Annotated in this window: 21 protein-coding genes and 1 tRNA gene; 4 read left to right on the top strand and 18 right to left on the bottom strand. The window is 47.2% G+C overall.

The window, feature by feature from the left end:
• The first annotated feature begins 415 nt into the window (after nt 1-415).
• Nucleotides 416-1261, top strand: coding sequence for a cation diffusion facilitator family transporter (locus F8C67_RS07895; protein WP_151667290.1), 846 nt, complete (start codon nt 416-418; stop codon nt 1259-1261).
• On the opposite strand, the gene F8C67_RS07900 is transcribed toward F8C67_RS07895, so the two are convergent.
• From F8C67_RS07900 to amaB, 4 genes are all read right to left on the bottom strand, one after another.
• Nucleotides 1258-1836: an NAD(P)H-dependent oxidoreductase gene (locus F8C67_RS07900; RefSeq protein ID WP_151667291.1), complete on the bottom strand. Its 579-nt coding sequence runs from the start codon at nt 1834-1836 to the stop codon at nt 1258-1260. The genes F8C67_RS07895 and F8C67_RS07900 overlap by 4 nt on opposite strands.
• A complete protein-coding gene (locus tag F8C67_RS07905) occupies nt 1836-2165 on the bottom strand; it encodes a hypothetical protein (protein ID WP_151667292.1) in 330 nt (109 codons plus the stop codon). Before F8C67_RS07905 ends, F8C67_RS07900 begins: the two co-directional genes overlap by 1 nt.
• Nucleotides 2166-2221: 56 nt before the next feature.
• On the bottom strand, nt 2222-2803 hold the full coding sequence (locus F8C67_RS07910; RefSeq protein WP_151667293.1) for a Crp/Fnr family transcriptional regulator: 582 nt from the start codon (nt 2801-2803) through the stop codon (nt 2222-2224).
• Nucleotides 2804-3518: 715 nt separating this feature from the next.
• Complete coding sequence (gene amaB, locus F8C67_RS07915) at nt 3519-5042, bottom strand: L-piperidine-6-carboxylate dehydrogenase (protein ID WP_223277538.1); 1524 nt, start codon at nt 5040-5042, stop codon at nt 3519-3521.
• A gap of 84 nt (nt 5043-5126) precedes the next feature.
• Here amaB and F8C67_RS07920 point away from each other — a divergent pair, with 84 nt between their 5' ends.
• Nucleotides 5127-5507: a hypothetical protein gene (locus tag F8C67_RS07920; protein WP_151667295.1), complete on the top strand. Its 381-nt coding sequence runs from the start codon at nt 5127-5129 to the stop codon at nt 5505-5507.
• Here F8C67_RS07920 and F8C67_RS07925 read toward each other — a convergent pair.
• Both F8C67_RS07925 and F8C67_RS07930 read right to left on the bottom strand, forming a co-directional pair.
• On the bottom strand, nt 5491-7419 hold the full coding sequence (locus F8C67_RS07925) for a DUF4139 domain-containing protein (protein ID WP_151667296.1): 1929 nt from the start codon (nt 7417-7419) through the stop codon (nt 5491-5493). The genes F8C67_RS07920 and F8C67_RS07925 overlap by 17 nt on opposite strands.
• Nucleotides 7420-7438: 19 nt before the next feature.
• A complete protein-coding gene (locus F8C67_RS07930) occupies nt 7439-9445 on the bottom strand; it encodes a mucoidy inhibitor MuiA family protein (RefSeq protein ID WP_170266405.1) in 2007 nt (668 codons plus the stop codon).
• A gap of 44 nt (nt 9446-9489) precedes the next feature.
• Between F8C67_RS07930 and F8C67_RS07935 the strand changes: the two genes are divergently transcribed.
• Nucleotides 9490-9879 (top strand): (deoxy)nucleoside triphosphate pyrophosphohydrolase, encoded by a 390-nt coding sequence (locus tag F8C67_RS07935; protein WP_151667298.1) that lies wholly within the window; start codon nt 9490-9492, stop codon nt 9877-9879.
• Here the strand turns inward: F8C67_RS07935 and F8C67_RS07940 are convergent.
• From F8C67_RS07940 to gltX, 7 genes are all read right to left on the bottom strand, one after another.
• Nucleotides 9863-10204: a TM2 domain-containing protein gene (locus tag F8C67_RS07940; protein WP_151667299.1), complete on the bottom strand. Its 342-nt coding sequence runs from the start codon at nt 10202-10204 to the stop codon at nt 9863-9865. The genes F8C67_RS07935 and F8C67_RS07940 overlap by 17 nt on opposite strands.
• Nucleotides 10185-10478: a DUF2752 domain-containing protein gene (locus F8C67_RS14470; protein WP_151667300.1), complete on the bottom strand. Its 294-nt coding sequence runs from the start codon at nt 10476-10478 to the stop codon at nt 10185-10187. Before F8C67_RS14470 ends, F8C67_RS07940 begins: the two co-directional genes overlap by 20 nt.
• A 33-nt stretch (nt 10479-10511) precedes the next feature.
• Nucleotides 10512-11117: a GNAT family N-acetyltransferase gene (locus F8C67_RS07950; RefSeq protein ID WP_151667301.1), complete on the bottom strand. Its 606-nt coding sequence runs from the start codon at nt 11115-11117 to the stop codon at nt 10512-10514.
• A gap of 67 nt (nt 11118-11184) precedes the next feature.
• Entirely contained in the window at nt 11185-11886 is a 702-nt protein-coding gene (locus F8C67_RS07955) for a hypothetical protein (RefSeq protein ID WP_151667302.1), read from the bottom strand.
• Between the two features lie 502 nt (nt 11887-12388).
• Nucleotides 12389-12459 (bottom strand) — tRNA-Cys (locus F8C67_RS07960).
• A gap of 43 nt (nt 12460-12502) precedes the next feature.
• Nucleotides 12503-12865 (bottom strand): dihydroneopterin aldolase, encoded by a 363-nt coding sequence (folB, locus tag F8C67_RS07965; RefSeq protein WP_151667303.1) that lies wholly within the window; start codon nt 12863-12865, stop codon nt 12503-12505.
• A gap of 3 nt (nt 12866-12868) precedes the next feature.
• Nucleotides 12869-14395, bottom strand: a complete 1527-nt coding sequence (gltX, locus tag F8C67_RS07970) for a glutamate--tRNA ligase (protein WP_151667304.1) — start codon at nt 14393-14395, stop codon at nt 12869-12871.
• Nucleotides 14396-14664: 269 nt separating this feature from the next.
• Here gltX and F8C67_RS07975 point away from each other — a divergent pair, with 269 nt between their 5' ends.
• Nucleotides 14665-15036, top strand: coding sequence for a GxxExxY protein (locus tag F8C67_RS07975; RefSeq protein WP_151667305.1), 372 nt, complete (start codon nt 14665-14667; stop codon nt 15034-15036).
• A gap of 67 nt (nt 15037-15103) precedes the next feature.
• Here the strand turns inward: F8C67_RS07975 and F8C67_RS07980 are convergent, their stop codons facing one another.
• The 5 genes from F8C67_RS07980 to F8C67_RS08000 all read right to left on the bottom strand — a co-directional run bounded on the left by F8C67_RS07980 (nt 15104) and on the right by F8C67_RS08000 (nt 21404).
• Nucleotides 15104-16471: a M28 family peptidase gene (locus F8C67_RS07980; RefSeq protein ID WP_151667306.1), complete on the bottom strand. Its 1368-nt coding sequence runs from the start codon at nt 16469-16471 to the stop codon at nt 15104-15106.
• Nucleotides 16472-16479: 8 nt separating this feature from the next.
• Nucleotides 16480-17889: a DUF819 family protein gene (locus tag F8C67_RS07985; RefSeq protein WP_151667307.1), complete on the bottom strand. Its 1410-nt coding sequence runs from the start codon at nt 17887-17889 to the stop codon at nt 16480-16482.
• 60 nt (nt 17890-17949) lie between these two features.
• On the bottom strand, nt 17950-18720 hold the full coding sequence (locus F8C67_RS07990) for a sulfite exporter TauE/SafE family protein (protein WP_151667308.1): 771 nt from the start codon (nt 18718-18720) through the stop codon (nt 17950-17952).
• A 74-nt stretch (nt 18721-18794) separates the two neighbouring features.
• A complete protein-coding gene (locus tag F8C67_RS07995) occupies nt 18795-19058 on the bottom strand; it encodes an antitoxin Xre/MbcA/ParS toxin-binding domain-containing protein (protein WP_151667309.1) in 264 nt (87 codons plus the stop codon).
• Between the two features lie 237 nt (nt 19059-19295).
• Nucleotides 19296-21404 (bottom strand): endonuclease MutS2, encoded by a 2109-nt coding sequence (locus tag F8C67_RS08000; protein ID WP_151667310.1) that lies wholly within the window; start codon nt 21402-21404, stop codon nt 19296-19298.
• Between the last annotated feature and the right edge of the window lie 3 nt (nt 21405-21407).

Below are 21407 nucleotides of genomic sequence, written 5' to 3' on the forward strand. Positions count from 1 at the left end.
TTCAGGCGAGATACGATAGACGACGGACGACGGGCAACAGATATGAGGGTTTGGACATGAGGTTGGTGCTGGAGTGTGTGGATTTGGTGCTACAGTTTGGGGTTTTGTGGAAGGTTTGGGGTGTGGGGCCCCTTCCCCACCCCTTGAGGTGAAGTTCCGAATTTGAGGTTTAAGATGGCGCGTTTTCAAAAGGACAAATGGTAGACAAGGAGTAGACATTTGGTGGACTAGCCAATTTCGTAGACACTATCCGTACGTAAACGTTTATAATCCGACTGTTCATAACTGAAATCGTAGCTTGAGAACGGGGCGGGGTATTCGGCTCCCCTAGTCATTGGCGTGAGTCCCTAATGCATCTTTTCACTTCAACGCAATGGCAGACTACCACGAAACACCTTAGTGCTATATTTGATACATGTCCCAACGATCTACCAAACTATTGAGACTTGCCTTTTGGCTCAATATCAGCTTTGCTGTGTTTGAACTCATTGGTGGATATATAAGTGGATCACTTGCCATTTTATCCGATGCACTTCACGATTTTGGAGATTCCCTCTCCCTCGGCCTAGCGTGGTACTTTCAGCACTTATCTCAACGTAGAAGCGACGATAAATTCAGTTTTGGGTACGCGCGTTTTTCGACTCTCGGAGCACTAGTAAACAGTCTAATTCTGATTCTTGGAAGTGCGTTCTTGCTCTATCTTTCCATCTCTACTTTCTGTGAACGCGAGGCTCCTTTAACAGGCTGGATGATGATTATTGCCGTTATTGGAGTTGTAATCAACACTGTCGCGTTTAAGACACTTCATTCGGGAGACTCCCTCAATGAAAAAACAGCAGCCCTTCACCTACTCGAGGATGTTGTGGGATGGATCGCAGTGCTTATCGGTGCAATTGTCATGTACTTCACGGGGTGGGCTTGGATTGACTCGCTTCTATCCGTAGCCATCGCCGTTTGGATTGGTACTACCGCGGTCCGACAGCTGCTCAAATCTACAGGCGTATTTATGCAGTCTGTACCTCCAGGCATTGATTTAGACGAGGTTTGTAGGGCGCTCGAAGCGGATCCAAGAGTGCGGGAAGTTCACAATGTGCGTATTTGGTCGCTCGACGGTAGCGATCACGTTGTGAGCATGCATGTTGTTTTAGATAGCGATATGCGTATTTCTGAAGTTGAAGCGGTTCGACGTGAGCTCAAATCCCAGCTGCAAGAAAGAGGCTTGATGGAAGTAACCTTGCAATTTGAAGCGCCTAGGGTTTAAGCGTTTTTCTTACCCAGTTGGCGAACCTTTTCCAACCACTTAGCACGGTAGCTATCCTTCGATAGTCTAAGCGGCCCGATTGTCGTTACCTTCACTTTTCTAACTCCAGTATAGTGCAGGGTTAATCGCTTCATTGCGTTGTGACTCGGACTTTTATACATCAAGCGATAGAACCAACCAGGCTGGTCCAAAGTGCTGATAATTCGTGCCGTTTTACCCTTCAAGAGCTTTTTGGAGAATAAAGAGCCTTCAATTTTTTGAAAAGCAAAACCAGGAAGAAGAACACGGTCTAAAAAGCCTTTCATGATTGCCGGATATGAACCCCACCAAACAGGATAAACCCATACGAGATGGTCAGCCCACTTTAGCATTTTCTGTGCATCGAGTAGATCAGGCTCAAGCTCGGTTCGCTTTCTATATCCAAAGCTCAAATTTGGATTGAACTTTAGGTCGCGAATATTGAGCATTTTTACATTGGACTTTGCACTTAGCGCGCCTTCTCGATAAGCCTCGGAAAGGGCGAAATTGTAGCTTTCGGAATCTGGATGTCCGTTGATAATAAGAACGTTTTTCATCAGAAATAGAATTTGAATTTTTGCTCGAATAGAGTTCCAGAGAGATTTTCTTTTTTGAAAAATTGATAAAGAATGAACCCTCCGGGAACCGCGAGAAACAGGAAGCAAATGAGAAAGACGAGCACACCGCACGTCATGGAAAGTACCTCTGCGCCTGAATCGCCAAGTAGATCCGTAATATTAGTCTGAACGTATGCTTGTGTTTGAGAGGCGTACTCTATAAAGCGAATGGAGGTTTCATAAATGAGCCAAGCGGGGTAAAACCACTTTCGGAATGCACTCCAGTACGGCCCAAGAAAAGAAGGGGAAGGTGTCGATCTGCCTGACATTGCTTTTACTTTTCGACAAAGTTCCAGCGGCCAAAGGCAGCGTCATTTGATTTATATCAAATTCGGTTTTTAGGATTTCGAATACGGCTAAGCGTTTCAAGTGTAATTCCCAGATAAGATGCAATGTGTGTAAGCGGCATTCGATTCGTGATGTTCGGATACATCTGAAGCAATTGCTCGTAACGTTCGTCTGCCTTATTGAACTGAATAGCGTTGAGCCTTGTACATAAACCGAGAAGAGTTTGGGTAACTATTCGGCTTATCAAACGCTCGAAATCGTGATGCGCAGACCCCAATTCATCCATGAGCTCTTTCGAGAACTCTAATGCGGTAGAGTCTTCGATGAATTCGCAATAATGCGGACTTGGACCATCACCGAAAAAGCTGAAAATGGGAGCCATGATTTCATTCTCGAACGAGAACCAATCAGAAATGTCCTTTCCATCCTTCAGGTAGTAAGCCCTACCGCTACCCTTCACAATGAGGAAGGCACGTTTGGAGTATTGACCTTCTCTTACGACAACCTCACCTTTAGAAAATGTTTTTAAGCTCGAACGCGCAAGGAGTTCCGCTTGGCACTCTTCGGAGAGGGGTGAGATGTTATCGGAAAGGGCACGAATGGAATCTTGAGGAGACATGTGACGAAGATAGTGGGATTGCTTGGTTCCTCAGCATATGGATTCTGGCAATAGACCGAAAGTGATGCCGGATATTTATGTAGAAGTCGGCGTTGAGGTCGATTAGAAGTTTACGAGAGAAAGTCTCGGAAGGGATACATATTGTTCTTAGAGGACATGTGTTTGGGAGCAATGTGGTGGGAGTATGACGCTTTGGACTGGGAGGGTCTATTTTGACGGGGGCCCCTACCCCCACCCCTCGTGGAGAAGTTCCGAATTATCTTATTTAGTTCGTCCAATCTCATTGGGACTATCGGTGGACAAAAGGGTGACAATTAGTGGACAGGCTTCGATTGTTCATTACTATCCGATTGTAAACGTTTGTCATCCGAATAACACCGTGTGGATTCGTAGCTTGAGAACGGGGCGGGGCTATCAGTCCCCCCACCTAATCATCCAACGCCAATTCACACTATTCGCACCCCCACCCACTCTATCTCCACAACAGTGTCATCAATGTGATGAGTCGCTAGAACCAGATAGGTCAAACCTTCCCTCAGACTCAACAAGCCGACCTGATTCTTCGCGAGATGAGCATGACCTTCACCGCTACGTAGAATGAAAAAAGGTTGACCAAAAGCCATTGCCTTTGGTCAACCTTGAACTCCTTCCGCCACATGGCGGACCCTTTTAAAGCCGCTAGGCTTTGATCCTTTTTCCGAGGAACGAGGAAATCTTAAATGTCAAACTTAATGCCCTGCGCCAACGGCAAATCCGTGGAGTAGTTCAATGTGTTTGTCTGACGTCGCATGTATGCTTTCCAAGCATCAGATCCTGATTCGCGACCTCCGCCGGTTTCTTTTTCACCACCGAATGCACCACCAATTTCAGCACCAGATGTACCGATATTCACGTTGGCAATTCCGCAGTCAGAACCTGCAGCCGAAAGGAATTGATGCGCTTCACGCATGCTGTTTGTCATAATTGCTGATGACAATCCTTGAGGGACTCCATTCTGAAGAGCAATAGCTTCTTCGAAGGTCTTATACTTCATCAAGTATAGGATTGGTGCAAACGTTTCGTGCTGTACAATCTCAAAATGATTCTCAGCTTCGGCGATTGCAGGCTTCACGTAGCATCCGCTCTCGTAGCCTTCGCCTTCTAAAACACCACCTTCTACGATGAGTTTTCCACCCTCTTCCACAACTTTTTCAAGTGCGTGTTGGTAAGCCTTAACCGCGTCTTGGTCAATTAAAGGACCCACGTGGTTCTTCTCATCAAGCGGGTTGCCAATGCTCAATTGGTCGTAAGCTTTAACAATTGCGTCTTTTACCTTGTCGTAAATCGATTCGTGAATGATAACGCGACGCGTTGAAGTACATCTCTGTCCGGCTGTTCCCACAGCACCGAATACGGTACCGATGGTTGTCATACGAAGGTCTGCATCCGGAGTTACAATAATGGAGTTGTTTCCACCAAGCTCAAGGATAGACTTTCCGAGACGTTTCGCCACTTCAGTTCCAACGATCTTACCCATGCGGATAGAACCTGTTGCAGATACCAATGGAACGTTCTTGTCTTGAGTCATCCACTCGCCCACTTTATAGTCGCCGGTGATGATACATGAAATTCCCTCTGGTAGGTTGTTTGCTTCAGCCACTTTGTTGAAGAGGTTCTGACAAGCAATAGCGGTGAGTGGAGTCTTTTCACTCGCTTTCCAGATGGTAACGTCACCACAAACCCAAGCAAGGGCAGTATTCCAAGACCAAACAGCTACTGGGAAGTTGAATGCGGAAATAATTCCGACAATACCCAATGGATGCCATTGCTCTTGCATGTGGTGAGCTGGACGCTCAGACTTGATGGTAAGACCATAAAGCTGGCGAGAAAGACCGACTGCAAAATCGCAGATATCGATCATCTCCTGAACTTCACCCAAACCTTCTTGGTAGCTTTTACCCATTTCGTAAGAAACGAGCTTCCCAAGTGGCTCTTTGTATTCGCGGAGGATTTCGCCATACTGACGAACAATTTCGCCGCGCTGTGGAGCAGGCATTACTCTCCATGTTTGGAAAGCTTCTTTCGCTGTAGCGATTACCTTCTCATACTCTTCGCGAGTTGTAGTAGAAACGGAACCGATGGTTTTGCCATCTACCGGAGACCATGATGTAATGGAGTCTCCTGATCCGAAGAAGTTTTTACCTGTTGATGTGCCTTTGTTCTCAGCTTGTAGTCCAAGCTTGTTGAGTACGTCTTGCATGTGTAGTATATTCGAATTCGTCATTGGATTGCCACAAATTTAACACTTTAGGCGGCGGATAGCCTAGGATTTAACAAAAGGATATTGCGATACGAAATTGAATCACTCAACCTCCTTTCGAAAAATGAAAAAGGAGAAACCTATACGCTAGACGAAAGACCGACCTCTAGCTTTCTTTTTGCCAACAGAAAGAAGGGTGTGATGTTCGGTAATCACTGGCATAAGGGAGTGTCCTCGACAAAGAACCCCGAGGTTCTCCTGTTCATCTCAGGCCGTATGACCATGTGGGTTTCAGATGTGGATGGAGGAAATAAAGAAGAGGTAGACCTTCGAGCTCCATTGAAGCTGAAAATCTACCCCCATGTACTGCATTTGTTTAAAGCAGAGACCGATTGTGTGTTCTTGGAGTTTAACTCTCTAGACGAACACGTGGCCGATACCTACTACCCTACTCAGGAAGGTTGAGCGCATTTCGAAGTTCCTTCGGATAGGTTACTTCAAAGCTGTATTGGATGGTCCATTCTTCCCCGGGTTGAAGTGTCTTGCTCCAGGTTATAACCCCTGTTTTAGGGTTCACCTCTGCACCATCAGCCATCTGCTCAGAGACTTCTACGTCTTCATCATTGCTGATTGGGAACTGCTCAAGCACCTCAATGTCAACCGCCACAGTCTTGGTGTTTCGAATCACGATTTCATACGCAAAAGACTCATCTACCTTGCTGCTAAAAGTATGTTGAGAAGAGTTGGCATTCAATCGATTCCGCTCAAAAACCACACCTTGATCTACACCTAATGCAAGCGCTAACGTGTCATTCGTTGTGCTTGGGTTGATGTACCCAGAACCGTTGAAAGTACCCTCAAAGAAGAAGTTTGTTGTTCCCTCGAGCAGATCGAGATTCTCCCAATCTTCGATTCGTGCGATGGCAAAAACGTCTTCGGATAGTGCTGGGTAGGAACGATCTAGGTATTCTGCATTTGCTTCCATCGTTTGGATCCACACATCTTGTCCGCGGCCATTGCTTGGGAGGTTGAATGGCTGATCGATTGTGTACATCGTTGAAACTGCTTGGTACTTGCGCTCGAAGTTGCGAACTCTGACACCATCAACAAAAACCAAATTAGCGTCATCTCTTGTTCCTCGGACTATGATCTTTCCATCGTCATAGCCTGCTGCATCGCCATATTGTGCAGGTGTTCCCCCTGTTACGACAACAATATTGCTCAATGTGCTAGCGCCATTTCTGTTGAGCGATAGTTTGCTCAACTGCGGTTCATTAGAAACTGCTATTGAAGTATTCAGGGTGTTGTACCCCTGGTATTCGCATTGAACTGTATAAGCTCCAAGCGCTAGGTCTTCTTTCATCACCTCACCCAATTCATTCGAAACCAATATGTGGGTTTCATTGAATGCGCTGAGTGTGACGGTAGCGTACGGAATTGGCCTTCCAGTTTCACCCTCCAGAACGAAACCATGGAAGCTACCGGTGCTAGTTATGTGTGCATTTTGTCGAAACTCTGGGGCACTCGGCACGTAGTAATTGTTGTAGTTGAGTTCCCATACATTCATCTGGGGTTCAAATGCTCCAAGTGATGGATTTCCGGTAGAGAGGGAGAGGTTTACACCATCCCAGTTTTCGCCGGTGTTTTGAACAATGGTTCCCATAAACTCGAACGATAGTGGGCTCGAAAAGTCGCTCGCTCGCACGTTGTAATAAGGTGTCCATTTCGCTTTTGGAGAGAAATATGAAATCCGGAAAGAGCCAGTCATAGTTTGTTCAACACGAATTTCAACTTCGATTACTGACTTCGGTTTTCCTAGGTTGTCTTCCAGTTCAGCGAGCTGGGCTCGAAGTTTTTGACTTTCTTCTTGAAGCCCTTTCACTTTTTCAATTGAGGCACGGAGGGCTTCGCGAATTTCGCGACGTCGACTTCGCAAATACGTATCCGCTGATTGAATCTCTTGAGCCGTCATATCACCGCGAACCTTAGTATTCGCGCCAATGAACTGCAGATCTTCGTTCAAAGAAACCTGAATATCCTGTTCAGCGATGATGCGATCTTCTACACGGTCTATTTTCATTCCGAGATCCGTAAGGTCTTCTATACCCAACTCTTCAGGGGTTAGATATCGATAATTCACCTTGAGTAAGCGGACGTTATCTGGGGCCTTAACTTGAATTGCATTCGCGATAAGGTCGTTGGGAATATCGGTGAAATAGAGCGTCTTCGTATTGGCGGTCAGATTTACCTCGGCCGAACGTTCAACGATGGCCCCGTATCGGTACACCGTTACATCTTCTAATTCTGAATCTACACGGGTTTGCCCAACGCTTACTAGGGAGCAAACCAAAAATATGATGAAGCTTAACTTTTTCATTTTCAATTGATTTTGCTGCCTATCGAGGCAAGTTTACACCGTTGTTTTCTTTCGGATAGGAGACTAGGAACCGGTAGGAGACCTCGTGCGATTCATTCGGAGGCAACTCTTTTTCCCAGGTGATAAATCCGGTATTTCGCTCAACGCGAGCACCCTCAGCGAGCTTCTCACTTACACGTACATCGTCAATGGTACTGATTGGAAACTGCTCTTCTATCTCTAAAGAAATAGGCACCTGCTTCGTGTTGCGTACGCTTATTTCATAATGGAAGGTTTCCTCTACTTTTCTAGAAAGGAAAACTTTAGCAGTACGCGCGTTTATACGATTTCGTGTGAAAGTCACTCCGGGATCAACCCCTAACGGGATTTCCAAGGTGTCTTCCGTATTGTTTGGATTGATGCGGCCGTTGCCGTTATAGTTCCCGTCTACAAAGAAGTTAGCGCTGGCCTCTTGTAGATTCAAAGCCTCCCAATCAGTAATTTTAGCGATGAGATATGCTCGAGTTGAGAGGGCAGGACGGATACGAACTACGAGCTCTGAGCTAGCGTTGGTTGTTTCAATCCAAACATCTTCAGGTAAACCGGTGCTTGGAATAGAAAAGGGTTCGTCTACCATGTATAGACTGCCCAACTGCTGGCTGATGCGTTGGAAGTTCCGGGTAGTAACTATTTCTACTTCAGCGAGATTATTACTATTTCCCCGGTTAAATTCCTCGTACTCCTCACGACTATACACAACGTCCGAGCTGTACGAGTTAGGACTCATTGTGGTGGTCATACCGACCTCTCGACTCGACATCATAGCTATTTCATCCCGCTCCACCGCTATCGATCTCGAAGCTGGTACGGGCTTATCAAACTGTACCGTCACCATTTGCCCCGCCGCAGATTTACTCAAACGTATTCTTTGGAGGTTGGGCTGACCCATCAGGGCTACACTCGAGTTCAAATCCCTATACCCTTCATAGAAGCAACGAAGCTGATAGGTGCTGAGGTCTAACCTAGGAAGTTGAACTTGACCAAGAGTGTCAGAAGTAGCAATGATGCGTTCATTACCTCGAATCAGTTCTACTCGCGCATGGGGCAGAGGGTTGCCTGTTTCGAGATCTGTAATTAGCGCGTGAAAGGTTTGAGTTCTTGGGACCGCAACGCTTGGTCGAGAAACCGTTCTGTGAGGAACCAGGTAGTCGTTGCGGCTTAACCTCCATGTCGGGATACTCGGCTCATTCACTCCAAGCGATGGATTACCGGTTGATAGCTCGAGTGAAACATCGTCCCAATCTTCGCCCGTATTCTGGACGATTGTTCCCATCAATTCAAAATCAATTGAACTGCTCTGCTCGTCGGTTCGCACGTTGTAATAAGGTGACCATGAGGCGAGCGGGGAATAATATGTAATTTCTATAGCACCGTTCTTGGTTTGGGTCGAAGTGAGCGTCACCTCAATAACAGAGGCGGGTTTAGACATTCCTGCTTCGATAGATGCAAGGTCAGATTTGAGTTTCTGTGCCTCTTCTTGAAGTTCCTCTACTCGCTGAAGAGATTCGCGGATAGCCGTTCTAATTTCACGTCGGCGTCGGCTGAAGTACGCATCTGTAGAGCGGAGGTCTGCAACGGATGAGCCTTCATTTAGAACGGAGTTCTCACCGATGAATGAGAGGTCTTCTCTGAGAGAAGTTTGAATATCCTTCTCAGCTTCAATTTTATCCGTTACTTCGCGAATTTGATCGCCAATTGAAGTGAGATCTTCGAAGCCCATCTCGGTAGGAGAGAGGTATCGATACTCCATTTTCAGTAAGCGCACACCTGTGGGTGTTTTAACCTGAATGGCCTCAGATTGAAGGCCATTTGGAATGTCTGTTAAAAGAATGGTAGACTCACCCTTTTGAAAAGTTGTGGATGCGGTCCGATGAATGGAGGCCCCGGCTTTATATACCGTAACTTGGTCAATCTCCGAGGAGACTCTGGCTTGACCGAAGGTCGCAACCGAGAGCCCGATGAGGAGGAGCGAATACAAGGTTTTCATATACAAGGATTTATACTTACGTAACGCAATAAAGATTCCAAACGATGGGAATTGAGGTGGTTTGCGCATTTATTTTACAGAAAGATAAAGTTTGGATGGGGAGAAGGCCTCCTCACAAACATATGGGCGGACGACTAGAATTTCCTGGCGGCAAGGTTGATGCTGGGGAAACTCAAGTTGAGGCATTGAAGAGAGAGCTTTTGGAAGAACTTCGTGTGGAGGCTACTGTCCTCTCCGAAGCGGCACGTATCACGTTTCAATATCCTGAGAAGATCATACATCTTACCGCCTATTTCGTTGAAATCAGCGGGGATATTCAGTGTGTTGAACACACAGAAGGCGTGTGGATTGAGTTGGATGGAAGTCCACAGTCCGACTGGGCTCCTGCCGATGTCGAACTATGGAATCAGTTTCGAGCTACACGTATTCGATGATTTCGTAAGCAACGGCCTGGTTGTATTCGAGGGCCATTTCTTTATAATTCACGATATCGATAATTGAGCCGATTAAGCAAAGGCCTGCGGTGAATAGGTAAAGCACGGCCATCAACACTTTATTTAGATACAGGCGTTGGATTCCCGGAATGACAAAGAGGCCGATTACGGCAAAAATCAGCACGTTTTGCGGGTCTCTACGGCGAGTTCTATAAATTCTGGCAAACTGAGAGAGTTGTTCTTGGTCGCACGTTTCAAGAAGTCGCTCTAGAAAATAGAGCTCTTCACCGGTGGCCTCCGGTATTTCAAGTAAAATTCGATTCATGAGTATGGAAGGTTGGATTGTTCCTGTACAAGGTAATTACACGTGAGAGAATAATGAGCAACGCGGGTATTGCAAACGGGTGAGAAGTGAAAGATGAGGTGAACTCGCCATGCATGGCATGATGAATTCCACGTCCAATTCCGCACCCGGGGCAATACTGGAAGCCAAGACTATGGAGGAGACAAAGGGAGCCTTCTTCACCCAACGGCATGAAAAACAGTCCGATGAGTGCTAAGCTCCAGATCCAAAACTCCTTTTTCTTCGGCAATTCCATACCGAAAGATAAGAAATGTGTGTGCACACAGGGTTAATTGTCGAGGTCGGACAAGAATAAATCGGACGAGCCCAGCTTATGGAACCCTGCGAATCGAAGCCCTCTCAGGAGTCTCGATTCAGGAAACGGCTCATCTCTTTCCCAGGTGTCGGGAAGTAGTGGGTGAGCGAGGCCTTGAGGTTTTGGGGCTCCCTGCGAATAGGCTATCAGCAATCCACAACTCGATCTAAAATGGCGCTTCACTTGTTCCACAAGTACACGTCCCCATCCGTCCCCTCGATATTGCGGTTGAACGCGAATCTGTCTCAAGAACGCGATGTTCGGCTTAAAATGAAGGATGGGATAAAGCTCGGTGGATTCATCTGAGTAGTATCCGTCCGGAAGCAGAGTACGGTGGATGAATTGCCAATCTTCATCAACTTCGAAAACAGATTTTCGCTGCTTTTCGGAGAGGTGAACGAACTCATCAACGTGTGCGACTTCTACGATGGCGCTTCCGATGAGTACAGGGTTTCTGGCTTGAAGGTCGTCGCGCAACATTCTGACTCGATGTCGGCGAATGAAATGTGCTCCAGGTCGATTCGGGTCGCAGGCATACAGCGACCGGATATCGAGCACAATGTTGTTAATCTCTTGCATAGCGTAATAGGTTTGGTACTAGCTAATTTCGGAAAAAGAAATGAGCTTGACTATTACGCCTGCTTTATTACATGTTCATTCTTAGATGGATACCGGAATTCAGGAAGGCGACGTACTGCTCACCATTGATTGAATTTCCCGGATCGAAAGCGGCGTAAAGTGTTTCCTTGGCAGAGGAGAAATCCGCAAAGAGACCTACAGACCAGTAATTGGATAACTTATAGTCTACATCGAATCCGACGAGGTATGAGAACGACACGTCTGACTGAAAGTACAGTGCATCGGAGAAGATGAGGTCGTTGTTTGAATCGTACGCCTGAATGTTGATGGGGTTCATATTTGCCACAAGCATTCCGATGCCTGTTTTGAAAGTAGCGGAGAACGATTCGGAAAGCTCGGCTCGATAGGACGGTCCGATCATCACACGAACGGGGCGAAAGCCACCACCTTGGAGGTATGCCGTAGCATTTCCTTGCAGCGCTTCGTTGAATCCATTGTTTAACGCATCAATATCGATGGGGTTGTTTTGGTAAGAATAGTAAATACCAATTCTGATTTCATCGATAAGCGCAGGCACTTGCATTTGAGCTTCAAACTGAAATCCGAAGCCGGGTTGAGCGAAGCCACCTTCACGAATATCGCTTCGACCAAATTCACCCATTGGAGTGGAATAGATTCCACCGAAAGAGAGTGTTGACTGGGCAAAAGAGGTGGAGCTGAAGAAAATGAGACCACACAAAATGGAGAGGAAATGGATTGGCTTTTTCATGAGTTGAAGATAGGGAAAAGCTCAATTGGTTCGCAAGCGAGAGGGTCGCCAGGCTTCGCGCAGGTAAAAGGCTTTGCGTCGGTTGGCGGAAGAGGGGAAGGGGGGAAGGGGGCCAACAGCCCCGCCCCGACTTCAAGTTACGAAGCAGAGGATGGCTAGTCGTGTGGTAAACGCTTAAAAAAGGGAAATTATTCACAGGACTCAGATGTCCACCAATTGTCCGTTTGATGTCTACGATTTGTCGCCCTGAAAAGTGGATGGTTCTTGTGGGAAAGTCGGAACTTCACAACAAGGGGTGGGGTAGGGCCCCCACGTGAATCCACCTTTCCTTTTGTCAAGCTGATCCATGGTTAGGGGGCTTATCCTTCAAAGCGCCCCACTGTTCCGCTACGCTCCACAGCACGGACTTTTTTACTTGCCCCCATCACTCAAATATGAATTGGCTCAGCGGGCAAATAAAAAAGCCCTACTTCGCACTATGTGCTCAGCGGGGCTTTCTTTGAGGTCCCGAGCGGATTCGAACCGCTGTAGATGGTTTTGCAGACCACTGCCTAGCCACTCGGCCACGGGACCAATTTGATGGAGGGCAAAAATAGATAAAACTTTTACTTCTGCCCTATGAATTGCGCTTTCGATGCATTGTAACGCTTACACGCTCCACATCACCATTTATCGGAGGTGCTAACTTGCTCACACTCACCTGAACTTCTTCAACTCGAGATTCCTCAGAAAGGATACGCTGACAAATTCTTTCGGTAACCACCTCAAGTAGCTTGGCGCGAATCGCCATCTCCTCCTTTACAATGCGGTTGAGCATCACATAATCTACTGTATCGCTCAATCTGTCTGTCTGAGCAGGCGCAGATAAATCCGCCCAAATGCTGAGGTTCACCTCGTAATCTGTGCCGATACGAGACTCCTCATCCATGCAACCATGGTAGGCGTAAAGCTTAATGCCGTTGACATCTATTCTATCCATCGCTTATGCGAGATCTTCGATGGTTTTGTTCATTCGGCGAAGCGTTTCGTCTTTCCCGAGCAATTCCATCATTTCAAATGCAGAAGGACCAGTCATTGTACCCACAACAGCAATACGCAAAACAGGTCCGGCCTGGCCAAAGCCCAAGCCTTTTTCAGCCAAATAGGCTTTGAAATTGTTTTCGAGGGCTTCTGCGGTGAATTCCTCTTCCTCGAAACGAGCAGCCAAGTCGCGAACAATTGCTGCAGACTCTTCACCTTTCCACTTTTTGCTTACCGACTTTTCGTCGTAACCGCGAGGTTCATGGAACAAGAAATGACCTTCTTCGTAAATGTCCTCTACAAATACCGCACGCTCTTTCACGAGGTCGATAATGCGGATGAAGGTGTCGTGGGCCGGAACGGCAACTCCCTTTTCTTCAAGTATGGGCTGCAGCAACGTTGCCAGCTCTTCGTTGGAGAGCTTGCGCAAGTATTGCTGGTTGTACCACTTCGCTTTTTCGAAGTCGAACTTGGCTCCACTCTTGCTCACTTTGGGGATGCTGAACTCTTTTACGAGCTCATCCAAGACAAACATTTCACGGTTATCGCCAGGACTCCAGCCCAAGAACGCCAACATGTTGATAAAGGCTTCTGGGAAGAAGCCTTGCTCTCGATAGCCAGAGGCAGTATCACCCGTTTCTTTGTTTTCCCAACGAAGAGGGAATACCGGGAACCCTAAGCGATCGCCATCACGCTTACTCAACTTGCCATTGCCGTCAGGGCGAAGTAAAAGTGGAAGGTGAGCGAATTGTGGAGCTTCCCAACCGAAATACTGGTACATGATAATGTGCAGTGGAGCCGAAGGCAACCACTCTTCTCCACGAATGACGTGAGAGATTTCCATGGTGTGGTCATCCACAATGTTCGCGAGGTGGTAGGTGGGCATGCCGTCGGCCTTCAACAAGATTTTATCATCCATGTTGGCCGTGTTCACACTTACCCAACCGCGAATCATATCTTCAAACTTCACCTCTTCGTTGCGAGGGAGTTTGATACGGATGGTATAAGGTTCGCCAGATTCAAGGCGCTTTTGAACCTCCTCCGCCGGTAGCGTGAGGGAGTTCTTCATACTGTTTCGCGTGATGTAGTTATACTGGAAGTTTGCATTGCCCGCTTCCTTCGCTCTTTCACGAACAGCTTCAAGCTCCTCAGAGGTGTCAAACGCGTAATATGCGAGATCCTTCTCGATAAGCTCCTCAGCATACTTGCGATACATAGGCTTGCGCTCGCTCTGACGATAGGGTTCGTGTGGACCGCCCACAGAAACACCTTCGTCCGGCGAAATTCCACACCACTTAAGTGCCTCCACAATGTAGTCCTCGGCACCCGCAACGAAACGCGTCTGATCCGTGTCCTCCAAACGAAGGATGAACTTACCGCCTAACTGTTTCGCAAAGAGGTAATTATATAATGCAGTTCGAACTCCACCCATGTGCAACGGACCGGTTGGACTAGGGGCAAAACGTACACGAACATTAGAGTCGCTCATGGCATAATTCTTTTGAGGCGGCAAAGTTATGGATTCTGGTGGTCTTTTGTGTAGGGAGGGGGGAAACCTCACACGGGGAAATCTCACACAGAGAAATCTCACGCAGAAAAGTCTCACACAGAGAAACAGAGGACACAGAGAGATTAGTGGTGTGTATAGTTTGAGAGAATACTTGAGTTAAGTGCCATAGCCGGAAGTTTTTTGAAGAATGATGGTTGAGATTCGGTCATGTGTGTTTCAATCAAGCTAACCTTGCACAAAACACACCAATGGAAATAAATCAAATATCCTGTGAGGTATTGGACGCAGCTATCGAAGTTCACAACTATTTGGGTCCTGGACTGATAGAATCTGTTTACGAACAGGTTCTATTTGTAGAATTAAAATCAAGGGGGTTGTCCATAAAGCGACAAGTAGAAGTGCCGATTTTCTACAAGGGAATTCCAGTTGATAAGCGCCTATACATTGACCTCTTTGTAGAAGACAAAGTAGTAGTAGAGTTGAAATCAGTTCAAGAACTAAAACCGGTTCATTCAATGCAGGTGCTCACCTATATGAAGCTCACATCTTCCAAACTTGGCTTACTTATAAACTTCAATGAGGATAGGGTGTCTAAAGGATTCAAAAGAATAATCCTGTAAATCGCACATCCCTAGAAACTCAGCTCTCTGTGTCCTCTGTTTCTCTGTGTGAGGCAGCAATCACGCATCAGGGCCGTGCCTCGTACTTATCCAGCAAGTAAAGCATCGCCGCCATCGAAGCACTTCCAAGCTCCAAAGCCCGTGCATTAATCACCTCAAAAGTGTCTGTTGGTGCATGGTGATAATCGAAATACCGTTGACCATCCGCACGATAGCCAAGAAGAATGGCGTCGTCGTTTCGAAGTTGACCCACATCTGCGCCTGACCAGCCCACAGAATATTCACGTAACCCATATGGCTCAAGGAACCACTTGAAAGATTCAACCACCGAAACGCCGGATGGAAGGGATTGAATACTGAATCCTCTCGGAACGTCACCACCGCCATCGCTTTCAATTCCAATGACATGCTTGTGTCCAAGTAGTTGAGCCTGACGGGCATATTCGCGGGCGCCATCGAGTCCAAACTCTTCGTTCATGAAAAGCACAACTCTATGCGTACGCTTCGGTTGGTAGCCTGATTTCATCATAAGATACAGGGCTTCCATACTTTGCACAGAACCCGCTCCATCGTCTTGTGCTCCTTCCGCCAAATCCCACGAGTCTAGATGTCCACCAACTACAGCATATTCGTCGGGGTATTCACTACCCACAAACTCTGCAATTACATTATAAGATGTGGTTGAATCATGCCATTCACAGGTCATTTTCATGTAAAGCTCTAATTCCGGATTCTCAGCGAGCAACGCTTGAAGATCGTCGGCGCTCTGATAGCCCAATGCCGCTGCTGGAATTTTGTTTGGAGCATCTCTGTACGACATGCTCCCAGTGTGAGGGGCATCGTCTTTCTTAGTGGTAACCGAGCGGATAACAACTGCCACAGCACCGTACTCGCTCGCCTTTGCGGCGCCGATATGTCGCTTTGCTACCGCTTCGCCATAAGCTGCACCAGTGCTTATGTAAGTCTGACGCATTGGCGCGCTGAAGAAGACGATTTTTCCTTCGATTTGATCCCGGCCAAAGCTTTCTAAATCATCCACATCCGGAATCTCGATTACCTTGGCAATCAAGCCGCCTTCTGGAGTTGCAACACTCCCACCGAGAGCGCAAGAAGTGAACTCTAAATCAGTATCCGAAAGTTGCACAGAACACTCGCCTCTTTCCCAATGAGGTACTTTTACCTCTTGAAGAAAAACTCTATCAAATCCCAAGGTGTCGAGGGTTTCCTGTGCCCACTCGACCGCTTTATCTGCTCCTTCTGTTCCGGCTAAACGCGGACCAATTTCCTTGCACAATTCTTCAAGCCACCCATAGGCATGTCGCTCTTCGAGGGCCATGTCATAAAATGAGCGAATTGCTGCCTCATCAGCAGTCGTGTCCATTTGCGCAAAAGCAATTGAAGGCAGAGCAAGGAGGGCAAGAAGTGCTTTTTTCATCATCAAAATTACATTGCTATGATTCGCATAAGGTTACCGCAAATGATGGCTCCATAAGTGCCCAGAGCATATCCTAGAACCGCGAGCAAAACCCCAACAGGAGCTAGAGATGGGTGGAAAGCCGCAGCAACAACAGGCGCAGAGGCCGCACCACCCACATTTGCTTTCGAGCCAACCGCTAAGAAGAAGAATGGCGATTTGCTGAGTTTCGCGATTAGGAAGAGGAGCGCCACGTGGAAGGCCATCCAGATTAAGCCCACCAAGAACAGCCCTGGATTATCGAAGATTTCGAGGATGTTCATTTTCATACCAATGGTTGCCACGAGTACATAAATGAAAACGCTTCCAATCTTCGATGCGCCGGCGCCTTCCAAGTTTCTTGCCTTGGTAAAGCTCAACGCTAACCCTACCGTGGTAGCGATCACGATGAGCCAGAAGAAGCCACTGGATAAACTAAAATCACTCGCCCATTCAAAGGTTTCATCCATCCATGGAGCGATGGTATCCGCAGCTAAGTGAGATAAACCAACAGCACCAAACGCGAGCCCGAGAATGATAATGAGATCATTAAAAGTTGGAATCTTAGCGATTGAAAGTGAGAATTCGTGCATTTTGTCTTTGAGCGCTTCAACTCTGCTCGCGTCGGCCTTGAGCCATTTGTCGATAGACGCTGCACGACCCACACCGAGGAGGAGGAACATCATCCAGATCTCGGCAACGATTACGTCGACCGTAATCATAGCTCCGTAAAGCTTGGAAGAAATCAGACCCGTTTCTCCCGTTGCGGCATCAGTACCAAATACTTCGTACATGGCCGCCTGGTTTGCACCTCCACCAATCCAAGAACCAGCGATGGTGGTCATGCCGCGCCAAACATTTCCCTCAACAATATCGGGGTTGATTGCATCAACAATGAGAAGGGCTATAGGGCCACCAATGACAATACCAATTGTGGCCGTAAAGAACATGATGAGTGCCTTTGGCCCTAGGCGGAAAACCTCTTTCAGACTTATACTCAATGTGAGCAACACCAAACTTGCTGGAAGCAAATAGCGCGAAGCCATGAAGTATAGCTGTGACTTTCCTATGAATGGCTTTACGAGCGCTTCGGTGCCTTCATTTTCGGCAACAAATTCTTTGAGCTGACCAATTTTGGTGATTCCAGATACATTGAAACCGTTAGCTGTAAGCGCCGCCAGTGCCACATCGAAATCGATCCACCCTGGACTAACAAGGCCGGCGGTATTGAGTAACGAAGGGAGGAAGTAGCACAGCAAGAGTGCTGGGATGTACTTGAAAAACGATTTGAATTGTGGAAGCTGGGTCGCTTTAAATATGAGGGCTAGAATGCCGATGAGCATCCCAAATACCACCGCATCATTCGTGATTAACGGCGTTTTCGAAACAACTACGTCCATAGAGTTGAAGTGTTAGGCTCGGCAAGATAAGAAACCTAAACACGTGTAAAAATGGCGTTGCTAGAGCTTGATGAGCATCGTGACGGCGATGATGACAATCATGACCGCGAAGGCCTTTTTCAATTGTGCTTGTGGTAGTTTACTCGCTACCCGTGACCCCAAATAAAGTCCAAACGCGCTTGCTGCCGTGAATAAAGCGATCAGCTTCCATTGTATTTCGACCAGACCAGTGAGCATATCGGTTCCAAAGCCCACCCCTGAGTTTACGGCGATAATGGCCAGAGACGTTCCAACTGCAACCGGCATGGATAGTCCTAATCCAAGAACGAGGACAGGAACAATGATGAATCCGCCACCCGCACCCACGAGGCCAGTTAGTATTCCGGTCAATACACCTTGTAAAACCAACACGGGCGCCGGACGATGTCCATTGTTTGCAGACTTACGGCCTTTCCACATGGCGCGCGAAGCTGCGAGCATCAATATGGCGAACAAGGCAGTAATCACTTGGTCTCGATTCAACCCAAATACATCATTGGGGATGTGTGGAAGAATAACACTTCGGGCAACGGCGACCGCGAGTAGCATTGGCAACCCAAAAGACAATACGACCTTCCATCGCACATTTGACTTGCGCTCAGCCCTGACGGTTCCGTAGAATGCTGTTGCGCCCACGATAAAAAGCGAGTAGGATGTGGCCTCGGTTGCAGGAATATGGAAGAGATACATCAAAATAGGCATGGCGAGAATGCTGCCGCCGCTGCCCAGGCCTCCAAGTACGAATCCTGTGAAAACTGCCGCCAAATAAGCTAGGATGATTGTCCATTCCATGGCGCAAAGGTGAGAAACGCAGGAGGGGGGAAGTGTGACTAATATCTCATTTCATGAAATGAAGTTGATACTCGTCACGCGAAGATACCATGTTCGATGCGACCGATAAGGTCAATAACTAGTTCCTTGCCATAAGAACAAGACAATATATCAAGTGGTCTTTTGCCATTCAAATCAACGGACGGCGATTTCACCCACACATAGAACTTCGCTTTTGTTCCAAAAACTTCTATTCCGTAAAATGAAACTTCCGCTAGTTCCATTATTCTTTCGGATTCTACAGGGTTGGTTTTTCCAACCGCATCACTCTCGATATGCCGTAGAGACTTCGCCGAAATGTTGAGAAATGAAGCCTACTCTTCCGAAGAAAAAGGTAGAATAGATTTGAGTTTGATGAAAGATTGAGCACTTATGCCTTTTTCGATCATGCAGATTAGCCTAAACCGGTCGGAGGAGAAAGATTCATAAGTCATGGGAGATTCTACAATTCCTATGGAGTTGCAAATCTCAGCTAGTAAAGGGTTTGGTTTTTCCAGTATAGCGAGAGGATTGTCTAATAAAAATAAACAATCGCCCTACATCTTCCTATTCGCCAAAATGAATTTGTCCCGCTCCGTAGTAGTGGTAATGCCGTTGTCGTACGCGATGACGTATTTGTCCTTCTTGATTTCGACTATCTGACCCGACTGACGAGCATTGATGAGCTTGACCTTATCGCCAACTTTGACTTCCTCGGAAGTCAGTCTTTTAAGTCGAGCTTTCTTTTGTTTCTGAGCCTTAGATAGGCGCTTTTTCTCCACCTTCTGGACCTCCCCACTGCGGTCGCTCAACATTTGTTGGAAGCGATCCATAACGGCTTTGCGCATTTGACGATTCGTCGCTTTGTTCCAGCTCTTAACCAGCCCCTCAAAACGTTTGCCCCACATGAGCTGTTCGTTTTGATCTGCATTGGTCTGACTTTGCTTCTGAATCTTGTCTTCGAGCTTTTTGATTTGGGCACCTTGACGCGCCTTCATGTTTTCGAGCTCTTCTAATCGGCGACTGGTTTCTTCGCGTTCTTGTCCAAGCGCATGACGTTCCTTCTGAAGTTCAACAAGCAGCTCATCGAGTGCACGGGTTCCTTCTTTCAAGCGCTTTCTCGCCGAGGTGATGAGACCTTTGGGAATTCCCGCACGTTCGGCCACTTCAAAAGTGTATGAACTTCCCGGTTGTCCTACTTGAAGGAGGTATTCAGGCTCAAGTGTATTACCATTGAAAAGCATAGACCCATTTACTACACCCGGTAAAGAAGCAGCCAAAGACTTGATGCTGTTGTAGTGGGTTGTCGCAATGCCATAAGCCTTTTTACGGTTAAGAGACTTGAGGAAAACTTGCGCAAGTACGGCACCAAGGTCTGGATCGGAGCCCGACCCAAATTCATCTATCAAAAAGAGCGTTTCTGTGTCGGAGGTCTTGAGGAACTCCTTCATCTTCTCGAGTTTCGAACTGTAGGTGCTCAGCTCGTTTTCAATGCTCTGACTATCACCAATATCAGCAAGGATTTTGTTGATGATTGGAAAAGACGACGAAGGGTGAACCGGAAGCAATAGTCCACTCTGAAGCATGAGTTGGAAGAGCCCGACCGTTTTCAAAGTAATCGACTTTCCTCCAGCGTTTGGACCAGAAATCACCACGATTCTTTGATCTGGGTCAAGATTGATGTCGAGGGGCACGACAGACCTGTTCTTCGTCTTGTGGAAATGACGTAGGACGGGATTGATACCCTTCGTGATTTCCCAAACGCCTTCGTTGTTAATGCTTGGAAGGCAGGCGTCTTCGGCAAGTGCATAACGCGCTTTAGCATGGATGAAGTCGATTTCAGCCATGATGCGCGAGAATGCCTTCAACTCATCTTGATGGAGAGCGAGGAGTTGGGTTAACTCTCGTAGAATTCTTCGGATTTCGCGTTTCTCGTCATCCACCAACATTGCAACTTCGTTGTTGATTTCGACGCATTCGCCTGGTTCGATGAAAACGAGACTGTGTTTATTCGAGGCCCCGTGCAATAAGCCATTAACTCGGCCCTTAAAACCGGCCTGAATTCCCATGGTTCTTCTGTCGTCGTGCACCCCTTCCCGCACATCGCCCAGTAAGCCAAGGCTTTCATACTTTCTGACCGCTTTGTAAAACAGTCGGTCTGCCGAGGTTCGCTTTCTGGAAAGCTGTGTGCGAATCTTCGACAAGTCTGACGAAGCGTTTGACTTCACAACACCATTTCGTTCTAGAACCTTGTCTATGGCCGCAGGGATCTCCAGGTTTGGCGGAAAGTTTCGAAACCGAAGTGCTACCGTGGGCAGGTATTCAAGATGTGTTTCGCAGAACTTTTGAAGTCGGTTATAAGATTCTACGAGCAGTTTTACATCGAGAAACTGTTCTGGCTCAAGAACGGCGTTTTTGATTCTCAGCATCGACAAGGCTGAGGTAAGGTCTGCCGCAGCGAGCGCTGGCACCGAGCGTTCTGATTGGTAGATGGAGAGGATTTCGTTTACCTCTGTGAGCGCCTCTTCGATCTCGCGTTGATCCGAAGATGGAAGCAGGTGCTCGAGTTTATCTCGGCCAACATTGGTCACGGCGTATTTTGAAACTGCCGACCTCACGTCGGTAAATTCCAAATGTTCGATGATATCGCTCGGGTAAATGATCACAGC

Origin of the sequence: Phaeocystidibacter luteus (assembly GCF_008933115.1) — a bacterium.
Lineage (GTDB): Bacteria > Bacteroidota > Bacteroidia > Flavobacteriales > Schleiferiaceae > Phaeocystidibacter > Phaeocystidibacter luteus.